This is a genomic window from Nocardiopsis sp. MG754419 (assembly GCF_018207095.1).
Lineage (GTDB): Bacteria > Actinomycetota > Actinomycetes > Streptosporangiales > Streptosporangiaceae > Nocardiopsis.
The window spans coordinates 34,811-54,445 of record NZ_QOCZ01000037.1 but is presented as its reverse complement, the minus strand read 5'-3'; the positions used below and the strand labels follow the sequence as shown (position 1 = coordinate 54,445).

Here is a 19,635-nt window from a genome sequence, read left to right as displayed (position 1 = left end):
CACCCCCGCGCACCCGTCCGCTCGCCGCCGTCCCCGCACCGGAACCACCCGTGCCGCTCCCCGAGGGTCGCACGCGCACCGTCCCCCTCGGCCTGGTATTGGGCGCGCGCAGCGGTGACAAGGGCGCCGACGCCAACGTGGGGGTGTGGGCCACCACCGACGAGGGGTGGCGCTGGCTCGCGCACGCCCTGACCGTCGACGCGCTGCGCGAGCTCCTGCCCGAGACCGCCGGCCTGTCGGTGACCCGCCATCCACTGCCGAACCTGCGTGCCGTCAACTTCTGGATCGAGGGCCTGCTCGCCCCGGGGACCGCCCGGCGCGAGGGTGTCGATCCCCAGGCCAAGGGGCTCGGCGAGTGGTTGCGCGCCCGCCCCTTCCCGGTCCCCGAGTCCCTGCTCGACCGACCCGGACACGCGGCGACGGTCGACCCACCGACCCCGGCGAACGAGGAGACCCCGTGAGCGTCCTGCCCTCCCGACTCGACACCCGGAGCCCGGCCTACTCCGAGGCCCGGGAGACCATGCTCGGCAGGCTCGCCGAGATCGACGAGCAACACGCCAAGGCCCTGGCCGGCGGCGGTGAACGCTACGTGGAGCGTCACCGTTCGCGAGGCGGCCTCCTCGCCCGCGAACGCGTCGAACTGCTCCTCGACGAGGGCTCCCCGTTCCTGGAACTGTCCACCCTCGCCGCCTGGGGCAGCGACTTCCACGTCGGAGCGAGCGTCGTCACCGGTGTGGGCGTGGTCTCCGGGGTCGAGTGCGTGATCGTGGCCAACGACCCCACCGTGCGCGGCGGCTCCAGCAACCCCTGGTCCCTGAAGAAGTCCCAGCGCGCCGGCGAGATCGCCGAACGCAACCGCATGCCGATGATCAGCCTGGTGGAGTCGGGGGGCGCGGACCTGCCCACCCAGAAGGAGATCTTCATCCCCGGCGGGGGCACCTTCCGCCACCTCACACGGTTGTCCCGGGCCGGTATCCCCACCATCGCCCTGGTCTTCGGCAACTCCACCGCGGGCGGCGCGTACGTCCCGGGCATGAGCGACCACGTCGTCATGGTGCGTGATCGCGCGAAGGTGTCCGGGCTCGCCGACCACCTCGCCGAGGACGAACACGACGCGCTTCGCATCGGGCGGCGCATCGTCGCCCGCCTCAACCACACCAAGGCCGGTCCCGCACCGCGCGCCGCCGCGCCCGAACCCGTCCACGCGAGCGAGGAACTGCTCGGCGTCATGCCTCCCGACCTCAAGATCCCCGTCGACCCCCGCGAGGTCATCGCCCGGATCGTCGACGGCTCCGAGTTCGACGAGTTCAAGCCCTCCTACGGCGCCGGACTGGTCACCGGACTGGCCACCCTGCACGGGTATCCCGTCGGTGTCCTGGCCAACGACAACGGTGTGCTGTTCAGCGAGGAGGCACAGAAGGCCGCCCAGTTCATCCAGCTGGCCAACCGTTCCGACACCCCGCTGATCTTCCTGCACAACACCACCGGGTACATGGTCGGCGCGGAGTACGAGCAGGGCGGCATCATCAAACACGGCTCGATGATGATCAACGCCGTCTCCAACAGCACCGTCCCGCACTTCTCCGTCCTCATCGGCGCCTCCTACGGCGCCGGGCACTACGGCATGTGCGGCCGCGCCTACGACCCCCGCTTCCTCTTCGCCTGGCCCAGCGCCCGCTCCGCGGTGATGGGCCCCCGCCAACTCGCCGAGGTGGTCTCCCTCGTCTCACGGGCCTCGGCGGCCAAGAAGGGCCACCCCTACGACGACGCACAGGACGCGGCCATGCGCGAACTGATCGAGAACCAGATCGAGGCCGAGTCCCTGCCGATGTTCCTGTCCGGGCGGGTCTACGACGACGGTGTCATCGACCCGCGCGACACCCGCACGGTCCTGGGGTTGTGCCTGTCCTTCGCCCACAACGCACCCGTCGCCGGTACCGACGCCTTCGGCGTCTTCCGTATGTAGAGGAGGCCAGGCCATGTCCCCGATCGACCCCGCCGCCACCGGCGCCGGCCGTCCCGTCACGACCCTGCTCGTGGCCAACCGCGGCGAGATCGCCCGCCGGATCCTCCGCACCTGCCGCACCCTGGGCGTCGCCTCCGTGGCCGTGTACGCGCCCGGCGAGGAGAACGCCCCCCACGTGCGCGAGGCCGACGCCGCCGTGGCGCTCACCGTCCCCGAGGGCCGCGGTCCCGTGGACGCCTACCTCGACCCCGACGCCCTGGTGGCGGCGGCCCGTACGGCGGGGGCCGACGCCGTCCATCCCGGCTACGGCTTCCTCTCCGAGAACGCCGACTTCGCCCGCGCGGTCGTCGAGGCCGGACTCACCTGGATCGGTCCCTCCGCCGAGGCCGTCGAACGGATGGGCTCCAAGACCCGCGCCAAGAAGGTCGCGCGCGACGCCGGGGTGCCCGTCGCCGACGCCCTCGACCCCGCCGACGTGCGCACCGAGGACCTTCCCGTGCTGGTCAAGGCGGTCTCGGGCGGCGGTGGCCGAGGTATGCGGGTGGTCCGTGACCTGGCCGACCTCCACACCGAGGTGGAGGCGGCACGCGCCGAGGCGGCCTCCGCCTTCGGCGACGCCGGCGTGTTCTGCGAGCCCTACGTCGAAGGCGGTCGGCACGTGGAGGTCCAGGTGCTCGCCGACGTCCACGGCACCGTGTGGGCGCTCGGCGAGCGCGACTGCTCGGTGCAGCGCCGTCACCAGAAGGTCGTGGAGGAGACCCCGGCCCCCGGCCTGACCGAGGCCACCCGTGAACGCCTGCACCGGGCCGCGCGGGACCTGGCCGCGGCCATCGGCTACACCGGCGCCGGCACCGCGGAGTTCCTCGTCCCCGTCGACGCCACCGGCCCGGGCGAGCCGGTCTTCCTGGAGATGAACACCCGCCTGCAGGTGGAGCACCCCGTCACCGAGTGCGTCACCGGACTGGACCTGGTCGAGTGGCAGCTGCGCGTCGCCGAGGGCGAGCCCCTGCCACCGGACGGTCCGCCCGCCCCGCGTGGGCACGCCATCGAGGCACGTCTGTACGCCGAGGACCCGGGCGACGCATGGCGACCACGCACCGGGGTCCTGCACGCCTTCGACGTGCCCGCCGCCGACGTCTCCTTCGTCCCGCGCACCGAACCCGGGGTGCGCCTGGACCACGGGGTGGAGCCCGGCGACGAGGTCGGTACCGACTACGACCCCCTCCTGGCCAAGGTGATCGCGGTGGGGAGGGACCGTCGCGACGCCCTGCGTCGGCTGTCCGCGGCCCTGGCCTCGGCCCGTCTCCACGGGGTGGGCACCAACCGGGACCTGTTGGTGCGCGTCCTGCGCCACCCCGACATGGCCGGCGCCGAGGCCCACCCGGCCGGCCTGCACACCGGCTTCCTCGGCGGGGACCGGCTCACCGCGCTGTCCCGGCCCCTGGCCGACCCCGCCACGGAGCGACTGGCCGCCCTGGCCGCGTCGATCGCCGGGGTCGAGGCCGCCCGGGCCGGCGCCACCGTTCCCCCCGGGGTGCCCGCGGCCTGGCGCAACGTGCCCTCCGCCCCTCGCAGGCGCGAGCACGCCACGCTCGACGGGCGGACGATCACCACCGCCTTCCGTTCGGTGCGCGGAGACTTCCGCCCCGAGCAGGAGGGTGTGCGGGTCCTGTCGGCCGCCGCCGACCGGGTCGTGCTGAGCGTGGACGGGGTGCGACGCGCCTTCGACGTCCACCGGGTTCACGGCCGGGGACCCGGCGTCACCGGCGCCGTGTTCGTGGAGTCCCCGATCGGCATGGTCGCGCTCGTCCCCGTCGATCCGCTGCCGGCACCCGAGTCCCGGGTCGACCCCGGAGCGCTGCCGGCCCCCATGCCGGGCACCGTCATCGCCGTCGACGTGGAGGTGGGCCAACGGGTCGACCGGGGCCGGACCCTGCTGCGCATGGAGGCCATGAAGATGGAGCACCGCATCACCGCCCCCGCCGACGGCACCGTGCGAGAGCTCCCCGTGACGGTCGGGGAGCGGGTCGCCGCGGGGACCCCGCTGGCCGTCCTCGACCACACCCCCGACGCAGACGTCACCATCGCCACCAGCGACGAAGGGCCGAACCCGTGACCGGTGCCATGACCTTCAACGAGACCACCGAACGCGTCGAACTCCGGGCGGCCGTGTCCGCGCTCGCCTCCCGCTACGGCTCCACCTACTACCGCGCCAAGGCCGATGAGGGCGCCTACCTGACCGAACTGTGGGCGGAGGCCGGCAAGCTCGGCTACCTCGGCGTCAACATCCCCGAGGAGTACGGGGGCGGGGGCGGCGGCATCGGCGACCTGGGCGCCGTCCTCGAGGAGTTCAGCGCCGCGGGCTGCCCCACCCTCATGATGGTGGTCTCCCCGGCCATCTGCGGTACCGTCCTCGGCCGCTTCGGCACCGTCGCGCAACGGCGGCGATGGCTGCCCGGTCTCGCCACCGGCGCGACCATCATGGCCTTCGCCATCACCGAACCCGACGCCGGATCCAACGCCCATCGCATCACCACCACCGCCCGGCGCGACGGCGACGGGTGGGTGCTCACCGGGCGCAAGACGTTCATCTCCGGGGTCGACGTCGCCGACGCCGTGCTCGTGGTCGGCCGGATCGAGGACGCCCGCACCGGGCGTCTGTCCGCGGCCCTGTTCGTCGTGCCCACCGACGCCCCGGGTTTCGAGAAGCGCCGGATCGAGATGGACCTCGTCAGCCCGGACCACCAGTACCAGCTGTTCATGGACGAGGTCCGGCTGCCCGCCGACGCCCTGGTCGGTGACCCCGAGGCCGGACTGCTCCAGTTGTTCGCCGGGCTCAACCCGGAACGCATCATGGCCGCGTCCCTGGCCACCGGCAGCGCCCGGCACGCCCTGGACAAGGCCGTGGCCTACGCCAAGGAGCGGGTCGTCTGGAGCGACCGGCCCATCGGCTCCCACCAGGGGATCGCCCACCCTCTGGCCCAGGTCAAGATCGAGACCGAGCAGGCCCGGCTGATGACCCGGTACGCCGCGCTCCGCTACGATTCCGGCGATGACGCGGGCGCCGGGGAGGCCGCCAACATGGCCAAGTACGCCGCCGCCGAGGCATGCGTGCGGTCCGTCGACCAGGCCGTACAGACCCTGGGCGGCAACGGGCTGGCGAGCGAGTACGGGTTGGGTGCGGCGATCGCCGCCTCCCGCCTGGCCCGGATCGCCCCGGTGAGCCGGGAGATGATCCTCAACTACGTGGCCCAACAGTCCCTGGGGTTGCCCAAGTCGTACTGACGCACGAGGAAGGGGCGCGAGTGGAGACGGCATCCGACCGGGAGCCGAGGCAGGAACGCAGTCGGGCCACCCGGGCCCGACTGTTGGACGCCGCCGTCGGCTGCCTGGCCGAACGCGGGGTGTCCGGGGCCACGGTGGGGGCCGTCGCCGAACGCGCCGGGGTCTCCCGCGGCGCCGCCCAACACCACTTCCCCACGCGGGAGGAGCTGTTGCTCGCGGCGCTGCGGCACATGGTGGACGGCCGTGGTGAGGACCTGCGCCGCCGGGTGGAGAACGTCCCGGCCGGTCCCGGCCGCACCGAGGCGGTGGTCCAGCTGGTGGTGGACGCCTTCAGTGGTCCCGACTTCGACGCCGCCCTCCAACTGTGGGCGGCCGCCGCCAACGACCCGGCGCTGCGCGCCCAGGTGATCCCCCTGGAGGAACAGGTGGGGCGCGACGTGCACCACGCGGTGGTGGACCTGCTCGGCGCCGACGAGTCGCTGCCCGGCAACCGCGAGGCCGTCCAGGCGACCCTGGACCTGGCCCGCGGTCTGGGGCTGGCCAACCTGCTCACCGACGACCGCGCCCGACGCCGCCGCATCGTCGGCCAGTGGGCCCGCATGCTCGATCACACCCTCCATGGGAGGCCGGGGACCTAGCTGTACTGACCACGGAGCCGGGCTCCGACCGACGCGCCCCCGGTGACTCAGGCGCCGAGGTTGTCGATCAGCGCCCGGGTCACCTCCTCCGTGCCGGCGGTGCCGCCCACGTCCCGGGTGAGCACGCCCTGACCGGTGGTGGCCTCGATGGACCGGTGGATCCGCGCGGCCTCGTCGGACAGCCCCAGGTGCTCCAGCATCAGGGCCGCGCTGCCGACCGCGCCGATCGGGTTGCACACGCCCTGACCGGCGATGTCCGGGGCCGAGCCGTGGACCGGCTCGAACATGCTGGGGAAGCGCCGTTCCGGGTTGAGGTTGGCGCTGGCGGCCAGGCCCAGGCTGCCGGCCAGGGCACTGCCCAGGTCGGAGAGGATGTCGGCGTTGAGGTTGGAGGCCACCACCACCGACAGGTCCTCCGGCTTCAGAACGAACTTGGCGGACATCGCGTCCACCAGCACGCTCTCGTGTTCGACGTCGGGGTAGTCGGCCGCCACCCGGGCGAACACGTCGTCCCACAGCACCATGCCGTACTGCTGCGCGTTGCTCTTGGTGACGCTGGAGACCTTCTTACGGGTCCGGGTGCGGGCCAGGTCGAAGGCGAAGCGGATGATGCGCTCGCACCCCACCTCGGTGAACAGCGCGGACTGCACCGCCACCTCGCCGCCCCGACCGCGGGCGCTCAGGTTGCGCCCGCCGAGTCCGGCGTACTCGCCCTCGGAGTTCTCCCGCACCACGACCCAGTCCAGTTCGGTGTGGTCGGCCTTGCGCAGGGGGCTGGTCACGCCGGGCAGGAAGGTGACGGGGCGGACGTTGGCCCACTGGTCGAAGCTCTGGCAGATGCGCAGGCGCAGCCCCCACAGACTGACGTGGTCGGGGACGGTGGGCCAGCCGACCGCGCCGAAGTACAGCGCGTCCAGGTCGCGGATCCGGTCCAGACCGTCCTCGTCCATCATCCGCCCGGTGCGCGCGTGGAAGTCGCTGCCCCAGGGGAACTCCTGCCAGTCGAAGCCGAAGCGACCACCGGAGTCGGACGCGAGGGCGTCCAGGACGCGGCGTCCGGCCGCGACGACCTCGGCCCCCACACCGTCGCCGGGGATCGCTCCGATACGAAAGGTCCGGATGTCGGTCATTCTCGCTCCTCACGGATGGGTTGCTCGACACGAGTCAAGCCCCTCGCAGGGTCGCGGGTCCAAGACCGATCCTGGATCGCACCCATAGGAAACGCCTATGGGTGCAGGTCGGCGTGGTCGCGGGCCACGGCCACGAAGGCGCGCGCCGCCGGGGTGAGGTCCTCGGCGCGGCTCACCAGTGCCACCTCCAGGTGGGCGTCGGGCTCGATGGCGCGCACCTGGGCGCCGGAGCGCAGGGCCAGGGGCGTCCAGGAAGAAGGCACCACCGCGTGCCCCACCCCGGCCAGGACCAGGGGCAGGAGCGAGGTCCGGTGCGCGACCTGGGCGGCGATGCTCACCAGGGTGCCTCCGGCGAGCAGGTCGTCCACCAGCGACCGCATCAGGCTGCCGGGTTGCGAGACGACCATGGGGCGCCCGTTCAGGTCCTCGCGGTGGACCCGGTCCGGGGGCAGGTCGGTGCCGGGCGGGGAGAGCAGGACCAACGGTTGGCGCTCCAGACGCAGGAGCGAGAGTTCGCCGCTGCGCGGGTCGCCGGGTGAGCCCAGCAGGCCCAGTTCGGTGCGTCCCGAGCGCACACTGTCCACCACCTCCTCGGGGGTGAAGGCGGCCTCCACGTCGACCATCAGGGCCGGATGGCGTCCCCGGAACGACGCCACCAGGGTGGTGAGCGGTTCGATCCCGGGGGAGGGCATGGTGACCAGGTGTACCCGGCCCCGCTGGAGCCCGTTGACCGAGTCCACCACCGCCCGGGCCGCCTCGACGTCGCGCAGGACCCGACGGGCCGGTCCGACCAGCCGCCGGCCCGCGTCGCTGAGTACCACGCCGCGGCCCACCCGGTGGAACAGCCGGGTCCCCAGGTCCCGCTCCAGGCCCGCCACCGCCTGCGACAACGAGGGCTGCGCGATGAGCAGGTGCTCCGCCGCCCGCCCGAACCCACCGTGGTCCACCACGGCGAGGAAGTAACCCAGCCGACGCACGTCCATGACGCCTCCTTCACGCGGAACTCATAGGCCGAGCCTATGGGAGGGGGTGGAAAACGGTCTTGGACGTGACCTGCGCCACGGGATCAGTGTGGTGGCGATCACCCCCGAGCCAGGAGGTACGGCATGGCCGGCGAACCCACGACCCCCACCGACCAGGAAGGGCGCCCGCGCACCGACGTCACCCGCGCCCTGATGGAGGGGGGTGGCTACGGCGGCTCCGACACGAACGAACTCTCCCCCGGGGAGGCCCGGTTCGAGCGGATCCGACACACCGTGGGCTGGATCCTCACCCCCGTGGTCGTGGTGGGGTTCGCCCTGCTGCCCCTGGGGATGGACCCCCGTCAGCAGCTGCTCGCGGCGGTCCTGCTCGGTGTCGTCGTCATGTGGGTGTGCGAACCGATCCCCATCCCCGTGGCCGGTCTACTCGGGGTGTGCGCGGTGGTCCTGCTGGGGGTGGCCCCCGCGGGCGACGTCCTCGCCCCCTTCGGCTCCACCACGGTGTTCACCTTCATCGGGGCCTTCATCCTCGCCCAGGCCATGCTCCGCCACGGCCTGGCCCGGCGGCTCGCCTTCTTCGTGCTGTCCCTCCCCGGGGTCGGGAAGTCGACCCTGCGCATCATCATCGCGTTCGGTCTGGTCACGGCGATGCTGTCCGCGCTCATCTCCAACACGGCGACGGTGGCGATGCTGCTGCCCACCGCGCTCGGGATCCTCGGCGTCATCGCCAAGCTGATGCAGGACCGGGGTGCGGTCCGCCCCGACTTCGACCCCAAGCGCTTGCGCGTGGGGGCCGCCCTGATGCTGATGCTCACCTACGGAGCGGGCATGGGCGGCCTGGTCACGCCGGTGGGCACCCCGCCCAACCTGATCGGGCGCGGTCTCATCGAGGAGGCCACCGGTGAACGGATCTCCATCGTCCAGTGGTTCCTGACCGCGCTGCCCATCGCGCTCATCATGCTCGTCGCGGTCGTGGTGGTGTTGTTCCTGGTCAACCCGCCGGAGATCCGCCGGATCGAGGGCGTGGAGGAGCACATCCGCGAACAGCGCGCCCTTCTCGGTCCGATGGCGCGGGCCGAGGTCAACACGCTCGTCGCCTTCGCCGTCACCGTCTCCCTGTGGCTGGCACCCGCGGTCGTCGGACTCGTCTCCGGGACCGACTCCACGGTGTACGCGGCCGTGGACGACACCCTCGACGAGGGCATCGTCGCGGTCCTGGGCGCCTGTCTGCTCTTCCTGCTGCCCGTGGGGCGGGGGAGGGCGACCATGCGCTGGAAGGACGCCCAGGCCATCGACTGGGGGACCATCCTGCTCTTCGGCACCGGCATGATCTTCGGCTCCCTGCTCACCGGCACCGGTCTGGCTGCGACGATCGGCAACGGGGCCCACGGGCTGTTCGGTATCGGTACGCAGTTCGCCCTGGTCGCGTTCTCCGCACTCCTGGCCATGACCATCTCCGAGACCACGAGCAACACGGCGACCGCCGCGGTCGTGGTGCCGATCGTCATCCCCCTGGCGGTGGCGGCCGGGGTGGACCCGGTCGTGCCCGCGATGGCCGCGACCCTGGGCGCCTCCTTCGGTTTCATGCTGCCGGTGTCCACGCCGCAGAACGCCATCGTCTACGGCTCGGGCACCGTCCCCCTGCTCACCATGATCAAGACCGGCATCGGTCTCAACATCGTCGGGACCGTGACCCTCATCGGGCTCATCGTCCCCCTCACCGCACTCACGGGCATCAGCGGCTGAACACGGTCGAGGCGTCGGGGTCGTGCCGGTGAGGGGACCGGGACGACCCCACCGTGGATACCGATCGGTAACCGCCTACCTCCTTCGGCCTCACGCGGCTTATGATCAAGGTCCGGACCGGGGTCGGACCGCGACCCCGTCCCGGTGACGCGACAACGGGATCGATGGACAAGGCGGTGTGTCGGTGGGTGCGGAAACGGGCAGGGACCTCCCCGGCCTGGCCAAACGGGCGGTGGACGCGTTCGCGGAGAGTGCCGCGCGGCGCCGGGACCGCGACGCCTTGATGGACACGGCGTTCGCCCGACTCTTCGAGGTCTACCGGGCCACCAGCCCGGCCGAGCGCCGGTCCCCGGCGGGCCGGAACCTCAGTGCCACCCTCGCCGAACTCCTGGTCAGCGGTAGCAACCCGGATCGGGTCGGCCTGTACGTGGTGCGGACCCAGACGGCCGCCGACAACGGCCGCCACGAGGGGTACCGGCCGGCCTGCTGGCGCCGTTCCATGTTGCAGATCCTCGGCGACGAGTTCGTGCGGTGGGAACTGTTCATGCGTCCGGGCGACCTGGAAGCCCTCCCGCGCATCGACGACGCGCTGGAGGCGGTGGCCGACGACGCCGCCCCGACCACCGTCGAGGAGATCCCGTCCTGGGTGCCCGAGACGCACTGGTGGTGGTGGGAACCGGCCCGGCGGCGCGGCGAGGAGGTCTCCGGGATGACCCGTGCCGACACCGGTTCGATGGACGCCGTCGCCGAGTGAGTCCCTGACGAAGGAGGCCCGTATGCTCTCCGAACTCGCCCGTCGACCCTTGACCAACGCGGCCGGCCCGGCGGTGATCTCCGCCGTCGTCCTGGTGCCGTTGCGCGCGCTGATGGGTGACACCTGGCCCCAGGCGTTGGCCTACGGTGCGCTGTTCGGCGTGCTCTTCTTCGTCATCGCCTACGTCTGCCTGCGCTGGGCCCGCTGACCCGGCGGGTCGGCGAGAGTGTCGATCCCGCCCGTGTCCGGTCGCATGTGCCTCTCTCCGGGGCGGCTGGTGTCCACGGTCTCCTCCAGGTGCGACCGGAACAGCGCGAACGCCTCGATGAGGCCGCCGGAGCGGCGGCTTCCGAAGACCGTGACGGCCTCCTCCACCAGGGTCCGCAGATGCGCCGCGAACCCGGTCGGGTCCGTGTGCGGAGTCATCGGGGTTCCAGGTCCCGTCCGTGGAAGCGGAGGACGCGGATCCCGCGCTCTCCGGGCAGGACCTCGGCTCGATCGGTGGCGCGGTAGGTCACCGGTTCCCCCACACCGCCCGGCTGCACCGTCATCTCGGTGCCCTCGGTCAGGTCCAGGGCCAGAATGTTCCACAGTTCCCGGTCGTCCATGGCTCCATGCCGGACCTCACCCGACCCCCGCGCCACCCCCGCCACGGACGGGCCGAACCGGGACGGGGCCGTCAGCGCACGCCCCTGATCCGCCAGACCGCGGCGGCGCCCAGCAGGGAGAGGACCCCGCACACGGTGTACAGCACCGGGTAGCCGCCCAGATGGACCACGATCGGTCCGGCCAGCGCCGGGGCGATCACCTGGGGACCCGAACTGGCGATGTTGACGATCCCCAGATCCTTGGCGCGCCCCTCCGCGCTCGGCAGCACCTCGGTGACCAGGGCGTTGTCCACCGACAGGAACACACCGAAACCCACGCCGAGCACCACCGCGCCCACCAGCAGGGTCGGCCATGTGGGGGAGAGGGCCACCATGAACGCGGGCACGCCCATGACCGCACCCGCGCAGGCGACCATGGCGCGTCGTCGTCCCCGCCGGTCGGAGACCCATCCGGCCACCACCGTGGTGGCCACGACCGCCCCCGTGTAGACCAGGATCAGGGTGAGGAGTCCGTCGGTGGCGTCCGCGCCGGGGAAGAGTTCCTCGTACCCCACGGCATCGCGCAGGAAGTACAGCAGGTACAGGATGAACATGGCGTTGCCCGTGCCGATGAGGAACCGGGTGAGGAACGCCCACCCGAAGTCCGGATGGCGGCGGGGCGAGACCCACAGCCCCCGGAGCAGACCGCGCCAGGAGGGACGCGCCGAACGGGGCAGCGGAGGGTCGGGGGACAGCAGCGCGAACGGCAGCGCGCACACCAGAGTGAGCACCCCGATGAGCGTGTAGCCGGGTGCGATCTCGGTGACCACCACGGTCACCAGCACCACCGCGACGACCACTCCGGCGGACTGGGGGATGCCGATCCAGCCGGAGACCGCTCCACGCTGGCTCCGCGGCACGTGGTCGGGGACGGCGGCGAGGAGGGTCGCGTTCAGGCAGGACAGCGCGGTCTGCACGAACGACCAGCCCAGCAGCACACCCGCGACACCGTCGCGGGTGCCGAGGACCACGAGCCCGGCGCCGCCGAGCACCGCGCCGGCCAGGACCCAGGGCCGACGACGCCCCAGTGGCCCGGTGGTGCGGTCCGACAGGGCTCCGACCAGCGGTGTGGCCACGAGCGCCAGGGCGGCGCCCACCCCGGTGACCCACGCGAGCACGGTCTCCTTGTCGGCGGGGGCGACCCGGCCGATCTGCTCGGGCAGCAGGACCTGGAGGGGCCCGAAGAACGCCATCCACATGCCGAGGTTGGCCAGGCTGATCCCGGCCACCCACACCGCCCGGACGCGGCGGGTGGGTTCGGCGAGCGCGGCGGGCACGGAGTGATCGGGCGAGGGCGGAGGCGCGGGGGGTGTGCGCACGGTGTGACCTGCCTAACATGAAGATGCTTCAGGTTAGACCGCCGGGTGGTCCGAAGGAAGGGCATGTGCATCTAGTCAAACTTGACTAGTAAGGTGAGGCGATCGCGACGACCACCGGAGGAGACCATGGCGGAGACGGTCCGCGCCAACGAGACGCCCATCGTGACCCTGCACACCCACGACGCCGAGGCCACGCTCGCCTTCTACACGATGCTCGGCTTCGAGACGACCTGGAAACAGCTCAAGCCCTACGTCTACCTCGCGTTCCTCTGGAGCGCCATCGAACTGCACTACAGCCGGGCGCCCAAGGGTCTGGACCCCACCGAGGAGAACGGCGGCGGCGCGCTGATCATGGTCGACCACGTCGCCCCGTACCACGCCACCTTCACCGCCGCGATGCGCGCCGCGCACGGCAAGGTCCTGTCCCGCGGGCTGCCCCGGATCACCCGGCTGCGCCCCGGTGCCACGCGCTTCTCCCTCCTGGATCCGACCGGCAACCACCTCATCTTCATCCAACGGGACGAACCCGAGGAGCTGGAGTACGGCGGTTCCGCGGAGCTGGCGGGCCTGGCCAAGGTGTTGGACCAGGTGCGGATCTACCGGGAGTTCAAGAACGACGACCACGCGGCCTACCGGTACGCCAAGTCCGGGCTGAAGCGTCACCCGGACGCGCCGGCGGTGGAGCGCGCCACCGCGCACGCCGTGTTGGTGGAGCTGGCCACCGCGCTCGACCGCCCGGAGGAGGCCGCCCGCCGGCGGGACGATCTCCAAAGCATCATGGACGACGAACTGACCGAGGAGGAGCGGCAGGAGGTGGAGCGGGAACTGGACCACGCCGAGGAACTGCGCGAGTGGCGCGGTGACGGCCCGGACGACGGCGGGGGCGAGCGCACCTGAGCCGTCCCCGGGCCGGCTCCGAGGGTCGCCGGTCCTGCCATGGGGCTCCCGCACAGGGCCGGAAGCGCGGCGGAGGCCCGGAAGAGCACCGCCACCACCTAGGTCGCCGCGGCCTCCTCGCCGTCGGGCAGACCCGCCGGGCGCCAGGAGCCCTCTCCGGCGAAGACGTGGGCGCCGCCCTCGATCCGTGCGATGAGCGCCCGTGTCCACGCCGTCATGGACTCGGCCGAGTGCACCCAGAACCCCAGCACCTCGCCCACGGCACCGGCCTCCTCATGGTCGGGGGCGTGCGGGTCGTGGTGGACCACCACGCTCGCCCGCCACCCCTCCAGATGCCCCGCTCGTCGACGCAACAGCTCCAGGACCTCGGCGCGAGGCAGGTCCGTCATCAACCCCAGCCCGGCCGAGACCACGTCCACCCGGGCGTCGTGGTCGGCCGCGAGCGCCGCCCGCAACAGGTCGGTGTACTCCGCCTCGCCCCGCTCGGTCAGCGCGTAGGCGGTGCGGGGCGGGCCACCGGCGTCGGAGGGCGCCACCTCGTCGGCGGCCAGCAGTCCCTGGCGGGCCATCTGCTTCAGCGCGTGGTACACCGATCCGGGCTTGGCGGTGGACCACTCGTGCGCGCCCCACGACTCCAGGTCGCTCCGGACCTGGTAGCCGTGGGCGCGCTCGTGCGCCCGGACCGAACCGAGCACCAACAACCGGATCGCCGACATTCCCCCACCTCACATGGTCGAACGGCATGAGCATAGGGGAGCCGGGACCGGTGGTGTCACTCGCCCTGACGACGGTGTTCGGCACCCAGGGCGATCGGCGCGCCCAGCCACTCGTCGCGCAGCCCGAAGGCGTCGACCAGGCGCACCGCGTACGGCCGCAATCCCCGGCACAGGTCGTTCACGGCCGCCGTGACCGCCTTGGAGCGGGAGGTGGAGAGCCGTTCGTGCTCCAGGAACCAGCCGCGGTTCTCCTCGATCACCGACAACACGTACAGGTCGCACAGGCGGTTGAGCAGCTTGGCGGTGGACTTGTCACCGCAGCGGTCGATCCCCGCCACGAACGCCTCCAAAACGACGCGGTCCATGTGCGCGCGGCCCGCCTCCAGCACGTGGTCTTGGGCCACGTTGAACACCTCGAAGGCGTCGCCGCCGTCCTTCCTGGCCCGGCGCAGGCGGCCCGCCAGTCCTTCGAGCACGTGCTTCTCCCGGTCCTCGAACAGTTCCAGGTGCCAGCCGCGGTTGTACAGGCCCGCCTCGTCGCCCCGGCCCGGGGCCGCGGCGATGAGCCGTTCGATCAGCGGAAGGGCCGCGGTGCGCTCGATGACCGTCTCGAACGCCTTGCCCGCCATGAACCGGGCCAGGCCCAGCTGGTCGAGGTCGCCGAAGGAGTCCTGGAAGTTGGTGAGCAGCGCCTTGGTGAGCTGCTGCAGCAGGACCGTGTTGTCGCCCTCGAACGTGGTGAAGATGTCGGAGTCCGCCTTGAGCTGCGGGATCCGGTTCTCCGCCAGGTACCCCGAGCCGCCGCACGCCTCGCGGCAGGTCTGGATGGTCTCGGTGGCGTGCCAGGTCGCGATCGCTTTCAACCCGGCCGCGCGCGACTCCAGCTCCCGTTGGGCGTGCTCGTCGCGCTCCTCAACGCGAGACAGCTCGTGCAGTCGGGTGACCAGCTCCTCCTGGGCGAAGTGCAGCCCGTAGGTGCGGGCCAGCGCCGGCAGGAGCTTGCGCTGGTGGGCCAGGTAGTCGAGGATCCGCACCTCCTGTTCGGGGCGGTCCTCACCGGCGGGTCGGGTGAACTGGCGGCGCGTGTCGGCGTACCGGATCGCGATGCCCAGGGCCGCCTTGGTGGCGGTGCCGGCGCCCCCGGCCACACTGATCCGTCCCCGGATGAGGGTCCCCAGCATGGTGAAGAACCGGCGGTTGGGGTTCTCGATCGGGCTGGAGTAGGTGCCGTCCGCGGCGACCTGGCCGTACCGGTCGAGCAGGTCGGTGCGCGGCACCCGCACCCCGTCGAACCAGAGCCGACCGTTGTCGACCCCGTTGAGCCCGGCCTTGGGCCCGCAGTCCTCGATGCCGACACCGGGCAACGGTCGACCGGCCTCGTCGCGGATCGGCACCATGAGCGCGTGCACGCCGTGGTCGAGGGGACCGTCCTGGCCGGGCGTGCGCAGCTGGGCGAAGACCACCGCCATGCGTCCGTCCCGGGCCGCGTTGCCGATGTAGTCCTTGCGCGCCGACTCGTCGGGCGTGTGGACCACGAACTCCTCGGTGGCCGCGTCGTAGGTGGCGGTGGTGCGCAGACGCTGTACGTCCGAGCCGTGTCCGGTCTCGGTCATCGCGAAACAGCCGGGGAGCGCCACGCTCATGACGTCGGGCAGGTACCGCCGGTGGTGCCGGTCGGTGCCGAGGGCCTTGATCGCGCCGCCGAACAGCCCGAACTGCACCCCCATCTTCACCATGAGGGACATGTCGGCGACGAGCATCTCGAAGGCCACGACGGAGGCGCCGATGTCGTCGGTCCCCCCGACCGACTCCGGGAAACCGTAGGCGGGCATACCGGTCTCGGCCAGCCCCAGGAGCTGTTTGGAGGTGCGGGCGCGGTGCTCCTCCATCGACAGGCCGTGCACCGGAGCGTACTCCTCGCCCTGGACGACGTCCCGGGCCTTCTCGCGCACGTGCGCCCAGCACCCGTCCAGAAGACCGCGCAGTTCGGCCTCGTTCAGTGTCAGCGGTGCCTGCTCGCTCATCTGCTCCCCCTATGGTCGTCGTCGACGCGCACCCGTGCCCTCACGTGACTACCACCGGCGCACCCGCGGGTGTCCCGAACACGCCCGGACACGGGTGTGTCGATCCAAACTAGGTGGTCGCCGGACGGGGCCGGGCACGAGGGGAGGCGGAGGAGACCGCCGATGGTCACACGGCGATGTCGTGAGGGGCGGGGGCGACGGTGGCGTCGGTCCGGGTGAGGAGGTCGTCCAGGGACAGGCCCAGGGTGGCGGCCACCGCCGCGACGGTGAAGAAGGCCGGGGTGGGGATGCGGCCGCCCTCGATCTTGCGCAGGGTCTCCACGGAGATCCCCGAGTGGCGGGCGACGTCGACCATGGTGCGCCCCGCACGGGCTCGACGCAGCAGGGCGCCCAGGACACGGCCTCGCTCGATCTGCTCTTCGGTCAGCGGTTCACGAACCATGCGTCGAGTCTAACCGGGGTTCTCCGGCGCGCCGGAGCCCCGCGTCCCGGTCCCGTCGGTGGCCGAACACGTGCCGGCCGGTCGATCGGTGCCGGGCCGCCACCGTGGACGATCCGGCACCGACCGGCCGACGGCCGCGGCGCGGCGCGGGGTTCCCACCTCGCCGTGAGGCACCCGAACGCGGGCCGAAGCGCGGCGCGGGCCGTGGAAGCACGGCTCAGCGCAGCCGCACCCACGCCGCGGTGTCGCGCGGCAGTCGTCCCCCGACCACCACGTCGCTGGCCAACAGGACCTCCGCGCCCTCGGGCAGGTCCACCGGTTCCGTTCCGAGGTTCACCACGCACCGCACCCCCTCGCGGTCGAAGGCCAGCACCTGCTCACCCGCGTCCACCCACGTCATGGCCTCCCCGGCCAGTCCGGGGACCTCCGAGCGCAGCCGCAGCGCGTTCCGGTAGAGCGAGAGCATCGAGTCCGGGTCCGCGGCGGCCCGCTCGGCGGTGAGCTCGGCCCACCCCGCGGGTTGCGGCAGCCACGGCTCGGCACCGTCACCGAACCCGAAGGGCGGGGCCTGGCCGGACCACGGCAGGGGGACCCGACAACCGTCCCGTCCCGGGTCGGTACGCTCCGACCGCTCCCAGGTGGGGTCCTGCAACACCTCCGGGGGAAGGTCCTCCACCTCCCACAGGCCCAGTTCCTCGCCCTGGTAGAGGTAGACGTTGCCGGGCAGGGCCAGTGACAACAGCGCGGCCGCGCGGGCGCGTCGCGTCCCCAGCTCCAGGTCGAGCGGCGCGTCGCGCAGGGCCGAGAGCGCCTTGTGCTGGGCGTGGTCGGGACGACCGAACCGCGACACATGGCGCACCACGTCGTGGTTGGACAGCACCCAGGTCACGGGAGCCCCCACCGACCCCAGCGCGGCGAAGGAGGCGTCGATCGACGCGCGCATGCCCTCGGCGGTCCATGGAGCCTGGAGGTAGTGGAAGTTGAACGCGGTGTGCAGTTCGTCGGCGCGCAGGTAGCGCGAGAGCCTCTCCGGTGTGGGCACCCAGGCCTCGGCCACGAAGATCCGCGGCGGATCGTAGGAGTCAGCCACCCGACGCCAGTCCCGGTAGATCTCGTGGACCCCGTCGAGGTCGGCGTAGGGGTGCACGTGTCCGGGGGCGGGCAGGTGCTGCTCTCTCGGGTGCTGCTGGAAGTCGGGCAGCAGGGGGTCCTTCACCAGCCCGTGCGCGACGTCGATGCGGAAACCGTCGACGCCGAGGTCGAACCAGAAACGCAGGATCGACCGGAACTCCTCGTGGACGTCGGGGTGCTCCCAGTTCAGGTCGGGCTGCTCGGGGGCGAACAGGTGCAGGTACCACTGACCGGGTGTGCCGTCCGGGTTCGTCGTCCTGGTCCAGGCGGGGCCGCCGAAGTTGGCGCGCCAGTTGTTGGGCGGCTCGTCCCCGTCAGGACCCCGACCGTCCCGGAACAGGAACAGTTCGCGCTCGGGTGCGCCCGGCCCGGCGGCCAGCGCCTGCCGGAACCACGCGTGCCGGTCGGAGACGTGGTTGGGCACGATGTCGAGGATGACGCGGATCCCGTGCCCGTGGGCCTCCTCGATGAAGGCCCGGCCCTCCTCCAGGGTGCCCAGGACCGGGTCGATGTCCCGGAAGTCGGCCACGTCGTAGCCGCCGTCCGCCATCGGCGAGACGTACCAGGGGTTGAGCCACACCGCGTCCACACCCAGGTCGCGCAGGTAGGGGAGACGGGCGCGCAGGCCGGCGACGTCGCCCACACCGTCACCGTCACCGTCGGCGAAGCTGCGCACGTAGACCTGGTAGATGGAGGCGGTGCGCCACCACAGGGGGTCGTCGCGGTGGAGGAGACGCTCGGTCATGGAAGCTCCCGGAGTCGGAGGGGAAGAGGCTCGTGTGCATCAGGGGGACGGGGCCCGCCCCCCGTGGTCTGCCCCGACCGGGCGGTGCCGACCCCTGCTCCGGGAACCCGATCGCCATCGGGCCGACACGTCACTCCAGTCCGGGGACCGCGAGTTCCAGGCTCGCCCGTTCGGTGTCCAGGGTCGCCAGGACCCCCAGCGGCAGCGTGAGCTGGGCGGCGCAGTGGCCGAACTCCAACCCCCACAGCACCGGCACCCCCAGTGAGGACAGGCGATCCCGCATGAGGTCGGCGATCGCACCCGGGTCCGGCGGGCAGTCCGTCCACGTCCCGATCGCCACCCCCCTCACCCCGTCCAACCAGCCGGTGCGCAACAGGTGGGTGAGCATCCGGTCCACCCGCGCGGCGTCCTCGTTGACGTCCTCCAGGACCAGAACGCCGCCGTCCGTCGCCAGGCGACTGTGCGGCGTGGCCAACCCGTCGTTGAGCAGGCTGAGGTTCCCGCCGAACAGCACGCCCTCGGCCCGCCCCGGCACCAGGGCGTGGGCGCCCGGTGAGGTGAGCAGCATCCGCCGTTCGGGGGTGAACAGGGTGGTGTGCAGTTCCCGCTGGGCCACCTCGTCGCCCACGAAGTACCGGGTGCCCACCACGGGGCCGTGCACCGTCGCCACCCCCAACTCGACGGCGAACGCCTCGTGCAGCGCGGTGATGTCGCTGAACCCGATCAGTGCCTTGGGCTCCGCCCGGCGCATCCGCGCGAAGTCCAGCAGGTCCAGCATCCGGTGCGCCCCGTCACCGCCCCGGGCGCAGAAGACCGCGCGCACGTCCGGGTCGCACCAGGCGTCCTGGAGGTCGCGTGCCCGATCCCGATCGAGCCCGGCCAGGTAGGGCAGCAGGGGGTGCCGGTCGCGCACGTGCGGGGCGAGTTCGACCTCCAGTCCCCAACCGGTGAGGATCTCCACGGCCGCGTCCAACTGGGCGTCCGGCACCGGGCTGCACGGGGCCACCAGCCGTACCCGGTCACCTCGGCGCAGTCTCGGCGGTCGACGCAGTGTCGACGGACGGGCCTTCGCCACCCGACCGCCCGTGAACCCCTCACGCACCTCGACCACCGACTCGCCCACGTCGTCCCTCATCCTTTTCGTCGTCCCCTCCTCGGTGCGCCCGCGCACGGGCGGCACCCGGGCACCGGCCGTCCCGACCGGTGCCCACGCGG

18 protein-coding genes and 1 pseudogene are annotated in these 19,635 nt (G+C 72.2%); 9 read left to right on the top strand and 10 right to left on the bottom strand.

The genetic code is table 11. The features are described from left to right. The 5 genes and pseudogenes from DSY14_RS10180 to DSY14_RS10160 all read left to right on the top strand — a co-directional run. Positions 1–461 (top strand): annotated as a pseudogene (locus DSY14_RS10180) (exopolyphosphatase); the annotation flags it as partial. Next, positions 458–1,966, top strand: coding sequence for an acyl-CoA carboxylase subunit beta (locus DSY14_RS10175; protein WP_211716253.1), 1,509 nt, complete (start codon positions 458–460; stop codon positions 1,964–1,966). The pseudogene DSY14_RS10180 and the gene DSY14_RS10175, both read left to right, overlap by 4 nt. Positions 1,967–1,979: 13 nt before the next feature. Continuing rightward, positions 1,980–4,082, top strand: a complete 2,103-nt coding sequence (locus DSY14_RS10170; protein WP_211716252.1) for a biotin carboxylase N-terminal domain-containing protein — start codon at positions 1,980–1,982, stop codon at positions 4,080–4,082. Continuing rightward, a complete protein-coding gene (locus DSY14_RS10165; RefSeq protein WP_211716251.1) occupies positions 4,079–5,251 on the top strand; it encodes an acyl-CoA dehydrogenase family protein in 1,173 nt (390 codons plus the stop codon). Before DSY14_RS10170 ends, DSY14_RS10165 begins: the two co-directional genes overlap by 4 nt. Positions 5,252–5,271: 20 nt before the next feature. Then, entirely contained in the window at positions 5,272–5,889 is a 618-nt protein-coding gene (locus DSY14_RS10160; RefSeq protein ID WP_211716250.1) for a TetR/AcrR family transcriptional regulator, read from the top strand. A 47-nt stretch (positions 5,890–5,936) separates the two neighbouring features. On the opposite strand, the gene DSY14_RS10155 is transcribed toward DSY14_RS10160, so the two are convergent. Both DSY14_RS10155 and DSY14_RS10150 read right to left on the bottom strand, forming a co-directional pair. Next, on the bottom strand, positions 5,937–7,019 hold the full coding sequence (locus DSY14_RS10155) for a tartrate dehydrogenase (protein WP_211716249.1): 1,083 nt from the start codon (positions 7,017–7,019) through the stop codon (positions 5,937–5,939). Between the two features lie 95 nt (positions 7,020–7,114). Then, complete coding sequence (locus DSY14_RS10150; RefSeq protein WP_211716248.1) at positions 7,115–8,002, bottom strand: LysR family transcriptional regulator; 888 nt, start codon at positions 8,000–8,002, stop codon at positions 7,115–7,117. 123 nt (positions 8,003–8,125) lie between these two features. Here DSY14_RS10150 and DSY14_RS10145 point away from each other — a divergent pair, with 123 nt between their 5' ends. The 3 genes from DSY14_RS10145 to DSY14_RS10135 all read left to right on the top strand — a co-directional run bounded on the left by DSY14_RS10145 (position 8,126) and on the right by DSY14_RS10135 (position 10,707). Continuing rightward, positions 8,126–9,745: a DASS family sodium-coupled anion symporter gene (locus DSY14_RS10145; protein ID WP_249187636.1), complete on the top strand. Its 1,620-nt coding sequence runs from the start codon at positions 8,126–8,128 to the stop codon at positions 9,743–9,745. Between the two features lie 178 nt (positions 9,746–9,923). After that, positions 9,924–10,499, top strand: a complete 576-nt coding sequence (locus DSY14_RS10140) for a hypothetical protein (protein WP_211716247.1) — start codon at positions 9,924–9,926, stop codon at positions 10,497–10,499. Between the two features lie 22 nt (positions 10,500–10,521). After that, a complete protein-coding gene (locus DSY14_RS10135; protein ID WP_211716246.1) occupies positions 10,522–10,707 on the top strand; it encodes a hypothetical protein in 186 nt (61 codons plus the stop codon). On the opposite strand, the gene DSY14_RS28690 is transcribed toward DSY14_RS10135, so the two are convergent. The 3 genes from DSY14_RS28690 to DSY14_RS10125 all read right to left on the bottom strand — a co-directional run bounded on the left by DSY14_RS28690 (position 10,680) and on the right by DSY14_RS10125 (position 12,465). Next, the gene (locus DSY14_RS28690) at positions 10,680–10,925 is read right to left on the bottom strand and encodes a hypothetical protein (protein WP_249187635.1); all 246 of its coding nucleotides are present in this window, start codon (positions 10,923–10,925) and stop codon (positions 10,680–10,682) included. The genes DSY14_RS10135 and DSY14_RS28690 overlap by 28 nt on opposite strands. Further along, positions 10,922–11,107: a hypothetical protein gene (locus DSY14_RS28685; RefSeq protein WP_249187634.1), complete on the bottom strand. Its 186-nt coding sequence runs from the start codon at positions 11,105–11,107 to the stop codon at positions 10,922–10,924. Before DSY14_RS28685 ends, DSY14_RS28690 begins: the two co-directional genes overlap by 4 nt. Positions 11,108–11,178: 71 nt before the next feature. Beyond that, positions 11,179–12,465, bottom strand: coding sequence for an MFS transporter (locus DSY14_RS10125; RefSeq protein WP_211716245.1), 1,287 nt, complete (start codon positions 12,463–12,465; stop codon positions 11,179–11,181). A gap of 126 nt (positions 12,466–12,591) precedes the next feature. On the opposite strand from DSY14_RS10125, the gene DSY14_RS10120 reads away from it, so the two are divergent. Continuing rightward, positions 12,592–13,362 carry a glyoxalase gene (locus tag DSY14_RS10120; RefSeq protein WP_211716244.1) on the top strand — a complete coding sequence of 257 codons (771 nt, stop codon included), beginning with the start codon at positions 12,592–12,594 and terminating at the stop codon, positions 13,360–13,362. A 98-nt stretch (positions 13,363–13,460) separates the two neighbouring features. On the opposite strand, the gene DSY14_RS10115 is transcribed toward DSY14_RS10120, so the two are convergent. The 5 genes from DSY14_RS10115 to DSY14_RS10095 form a co-directional block, all read right to left on the bottom strand. Then, positions 13,461–14,078 (bottom strand): PadR family transcriptional regulator, encoded by a 618-nt coding sequence (locus tag DSY14_RS10115; RefSeq protein ID WP_211716243.1) that lies wholly within the window; start codon positions 14,076–14,078, stop codon positions 13,461–13,463. A 56-nt stretch (positions 14,079–14,134) separates the two neighbouring features. Further along, the gene (locus DSY14_RS10110) at positions 14,135–16,102 is read right to left on the bottom strand and encodes an acyl-CoA dehydrogenase (RefSeq protein ID WP_211716242.1); all 1,968 of its coding nucleotides are present in this window, start codon (positions 16,100–16,102) and stop codon (positions 14,135–14,137) included. A gap of 166 nt (positions 16,103–16,268) precedes the next feature. Beyond that, positions 16,269–16,544 carry a helix-turn-helix domain-containing protein gene (locus DSY14_RS10105; RefSeq protein ID WP_211716241.1) on the bottom strand — a complete coding sequence of 92 codons (276 nt, stop codon included), beginning with the start codon at positions 16,542–16,544 and terminating at the stop codon, positions 16,269–16,271. 217 nt (positions 16,545–16,761) lie between these two features. After that, complete coding sequence (locus DSY14_RS10100; protein ID WP_211716240.1) at positions 16,762–18,420, bottom strand: glycoside hydrolase family 13 protein; 1,659 nt, start codon at positions 18,418–18,420, stop codon at positions 16,762–16,764. A 130-nt stretch (positions 18,421–18,550) separates the two neighbouring features. Beyond that, positions 18,551–19,555, bottom strand: coding sequence for an LD-carboxypeptidase (locus tag DSY14_RS10095; protein WP_211716239.1), 1,005 nt, complete (start codon positions 19,553–19,555; stop codon positions 18,551–18,553). Positions 19,556–19,635 lie beyond the last annotated feature (80 nt).

Coding starts and splice junctions, on each gene's coding strand:
- DSY14_RS10105 (WP_211716241.1), bottom strand. CDS start 16,544: ATGGTTCGTGAACCGCTGACCGAAGAGCAGATCGAGCGAGGCCGTGTC.
- DSY14_RS10155 (WP_211716249.1), bottom strand. CDS start 7,019: ATGACCGACATCCGGACCTTTCGTATCGGAGCGATCCCCGGCGACGGT.
- DSY14_RS10115 (WP_211716243.1), bottom strand. CDS start 14,078: ATGTCGGCGATCCGGTTGTTGGTGCTCGGTTCGGTCCGGGCGCACGAG.
- DSY14_RS10120 (WP_211716244.1), top strand. CDS start 12,592: ATGGCGGAGACGGTCCGCGCCAACGAGACGCCCATCGTGACCCTGCAC.
- DSY14_RS10110 (WP_211716242.1), bottom strand. CDS start 16,102: ATGAGCGAGCAGGCACCGCTGACACTGAACGAGGCCGAACTGCGCGGT.
- DSY14_RS10170 (WP_211716252.1), top strand. CDS start 1,980: ATGTCCCCGATCGACCCCGCCGCCACCGGCGCCGGCCGTCCCGTCACG.
- DSY14_RS28685 (WP_249187634.1), bottom strand. CDS start 11,107: ATGGACGACCGGGAACTGTGGAACATTCTGGCCCTGGACCTGACCGAG.
- DSY14_RS28690 (WP_249187635.1), bottom strand. CDS start 10,925: ATGACTCCGCACACGGACCCGACCGGGTTCGCGGCGCATCTGCGGACC.
- DSY14_RS10145 (WP_249187636.1), top strand. CDS start 8,126: ATGGCCGGCGAACCCACGACCCCCACCGACCAGGAAGGGCGCCCGCGC.
- DSY14_RS10135 (WP_211716246.1), top strand. CDS start 10,522: ATGCTCTCCGAACTCGCCCGTCGACCCTTGACCAACGCGGCCGGCCCG.
- DSY14_RS10150 (WP_211716248.1), bottom strand. CDS start 8,002: ATGGACGTGCGTCGGCTGGGTTACTTCCTCGCCGTGGTGGACCACGGT.
- DSY14_RS10100 (WP_211716240.1), bottom strand. CDS start 18,420: ATGACCGAGCGTCTCCTCCACCGCGACGACCCCCTGTGGTGGCGCACC.
- DSY14_RS10095 (WP_211716239.1), bottom strand. CDS start 19,555: ATGAGGGACGACGTGGGCGAGTCGGTGGTCGAGGTGCGTGAGGGGTTC.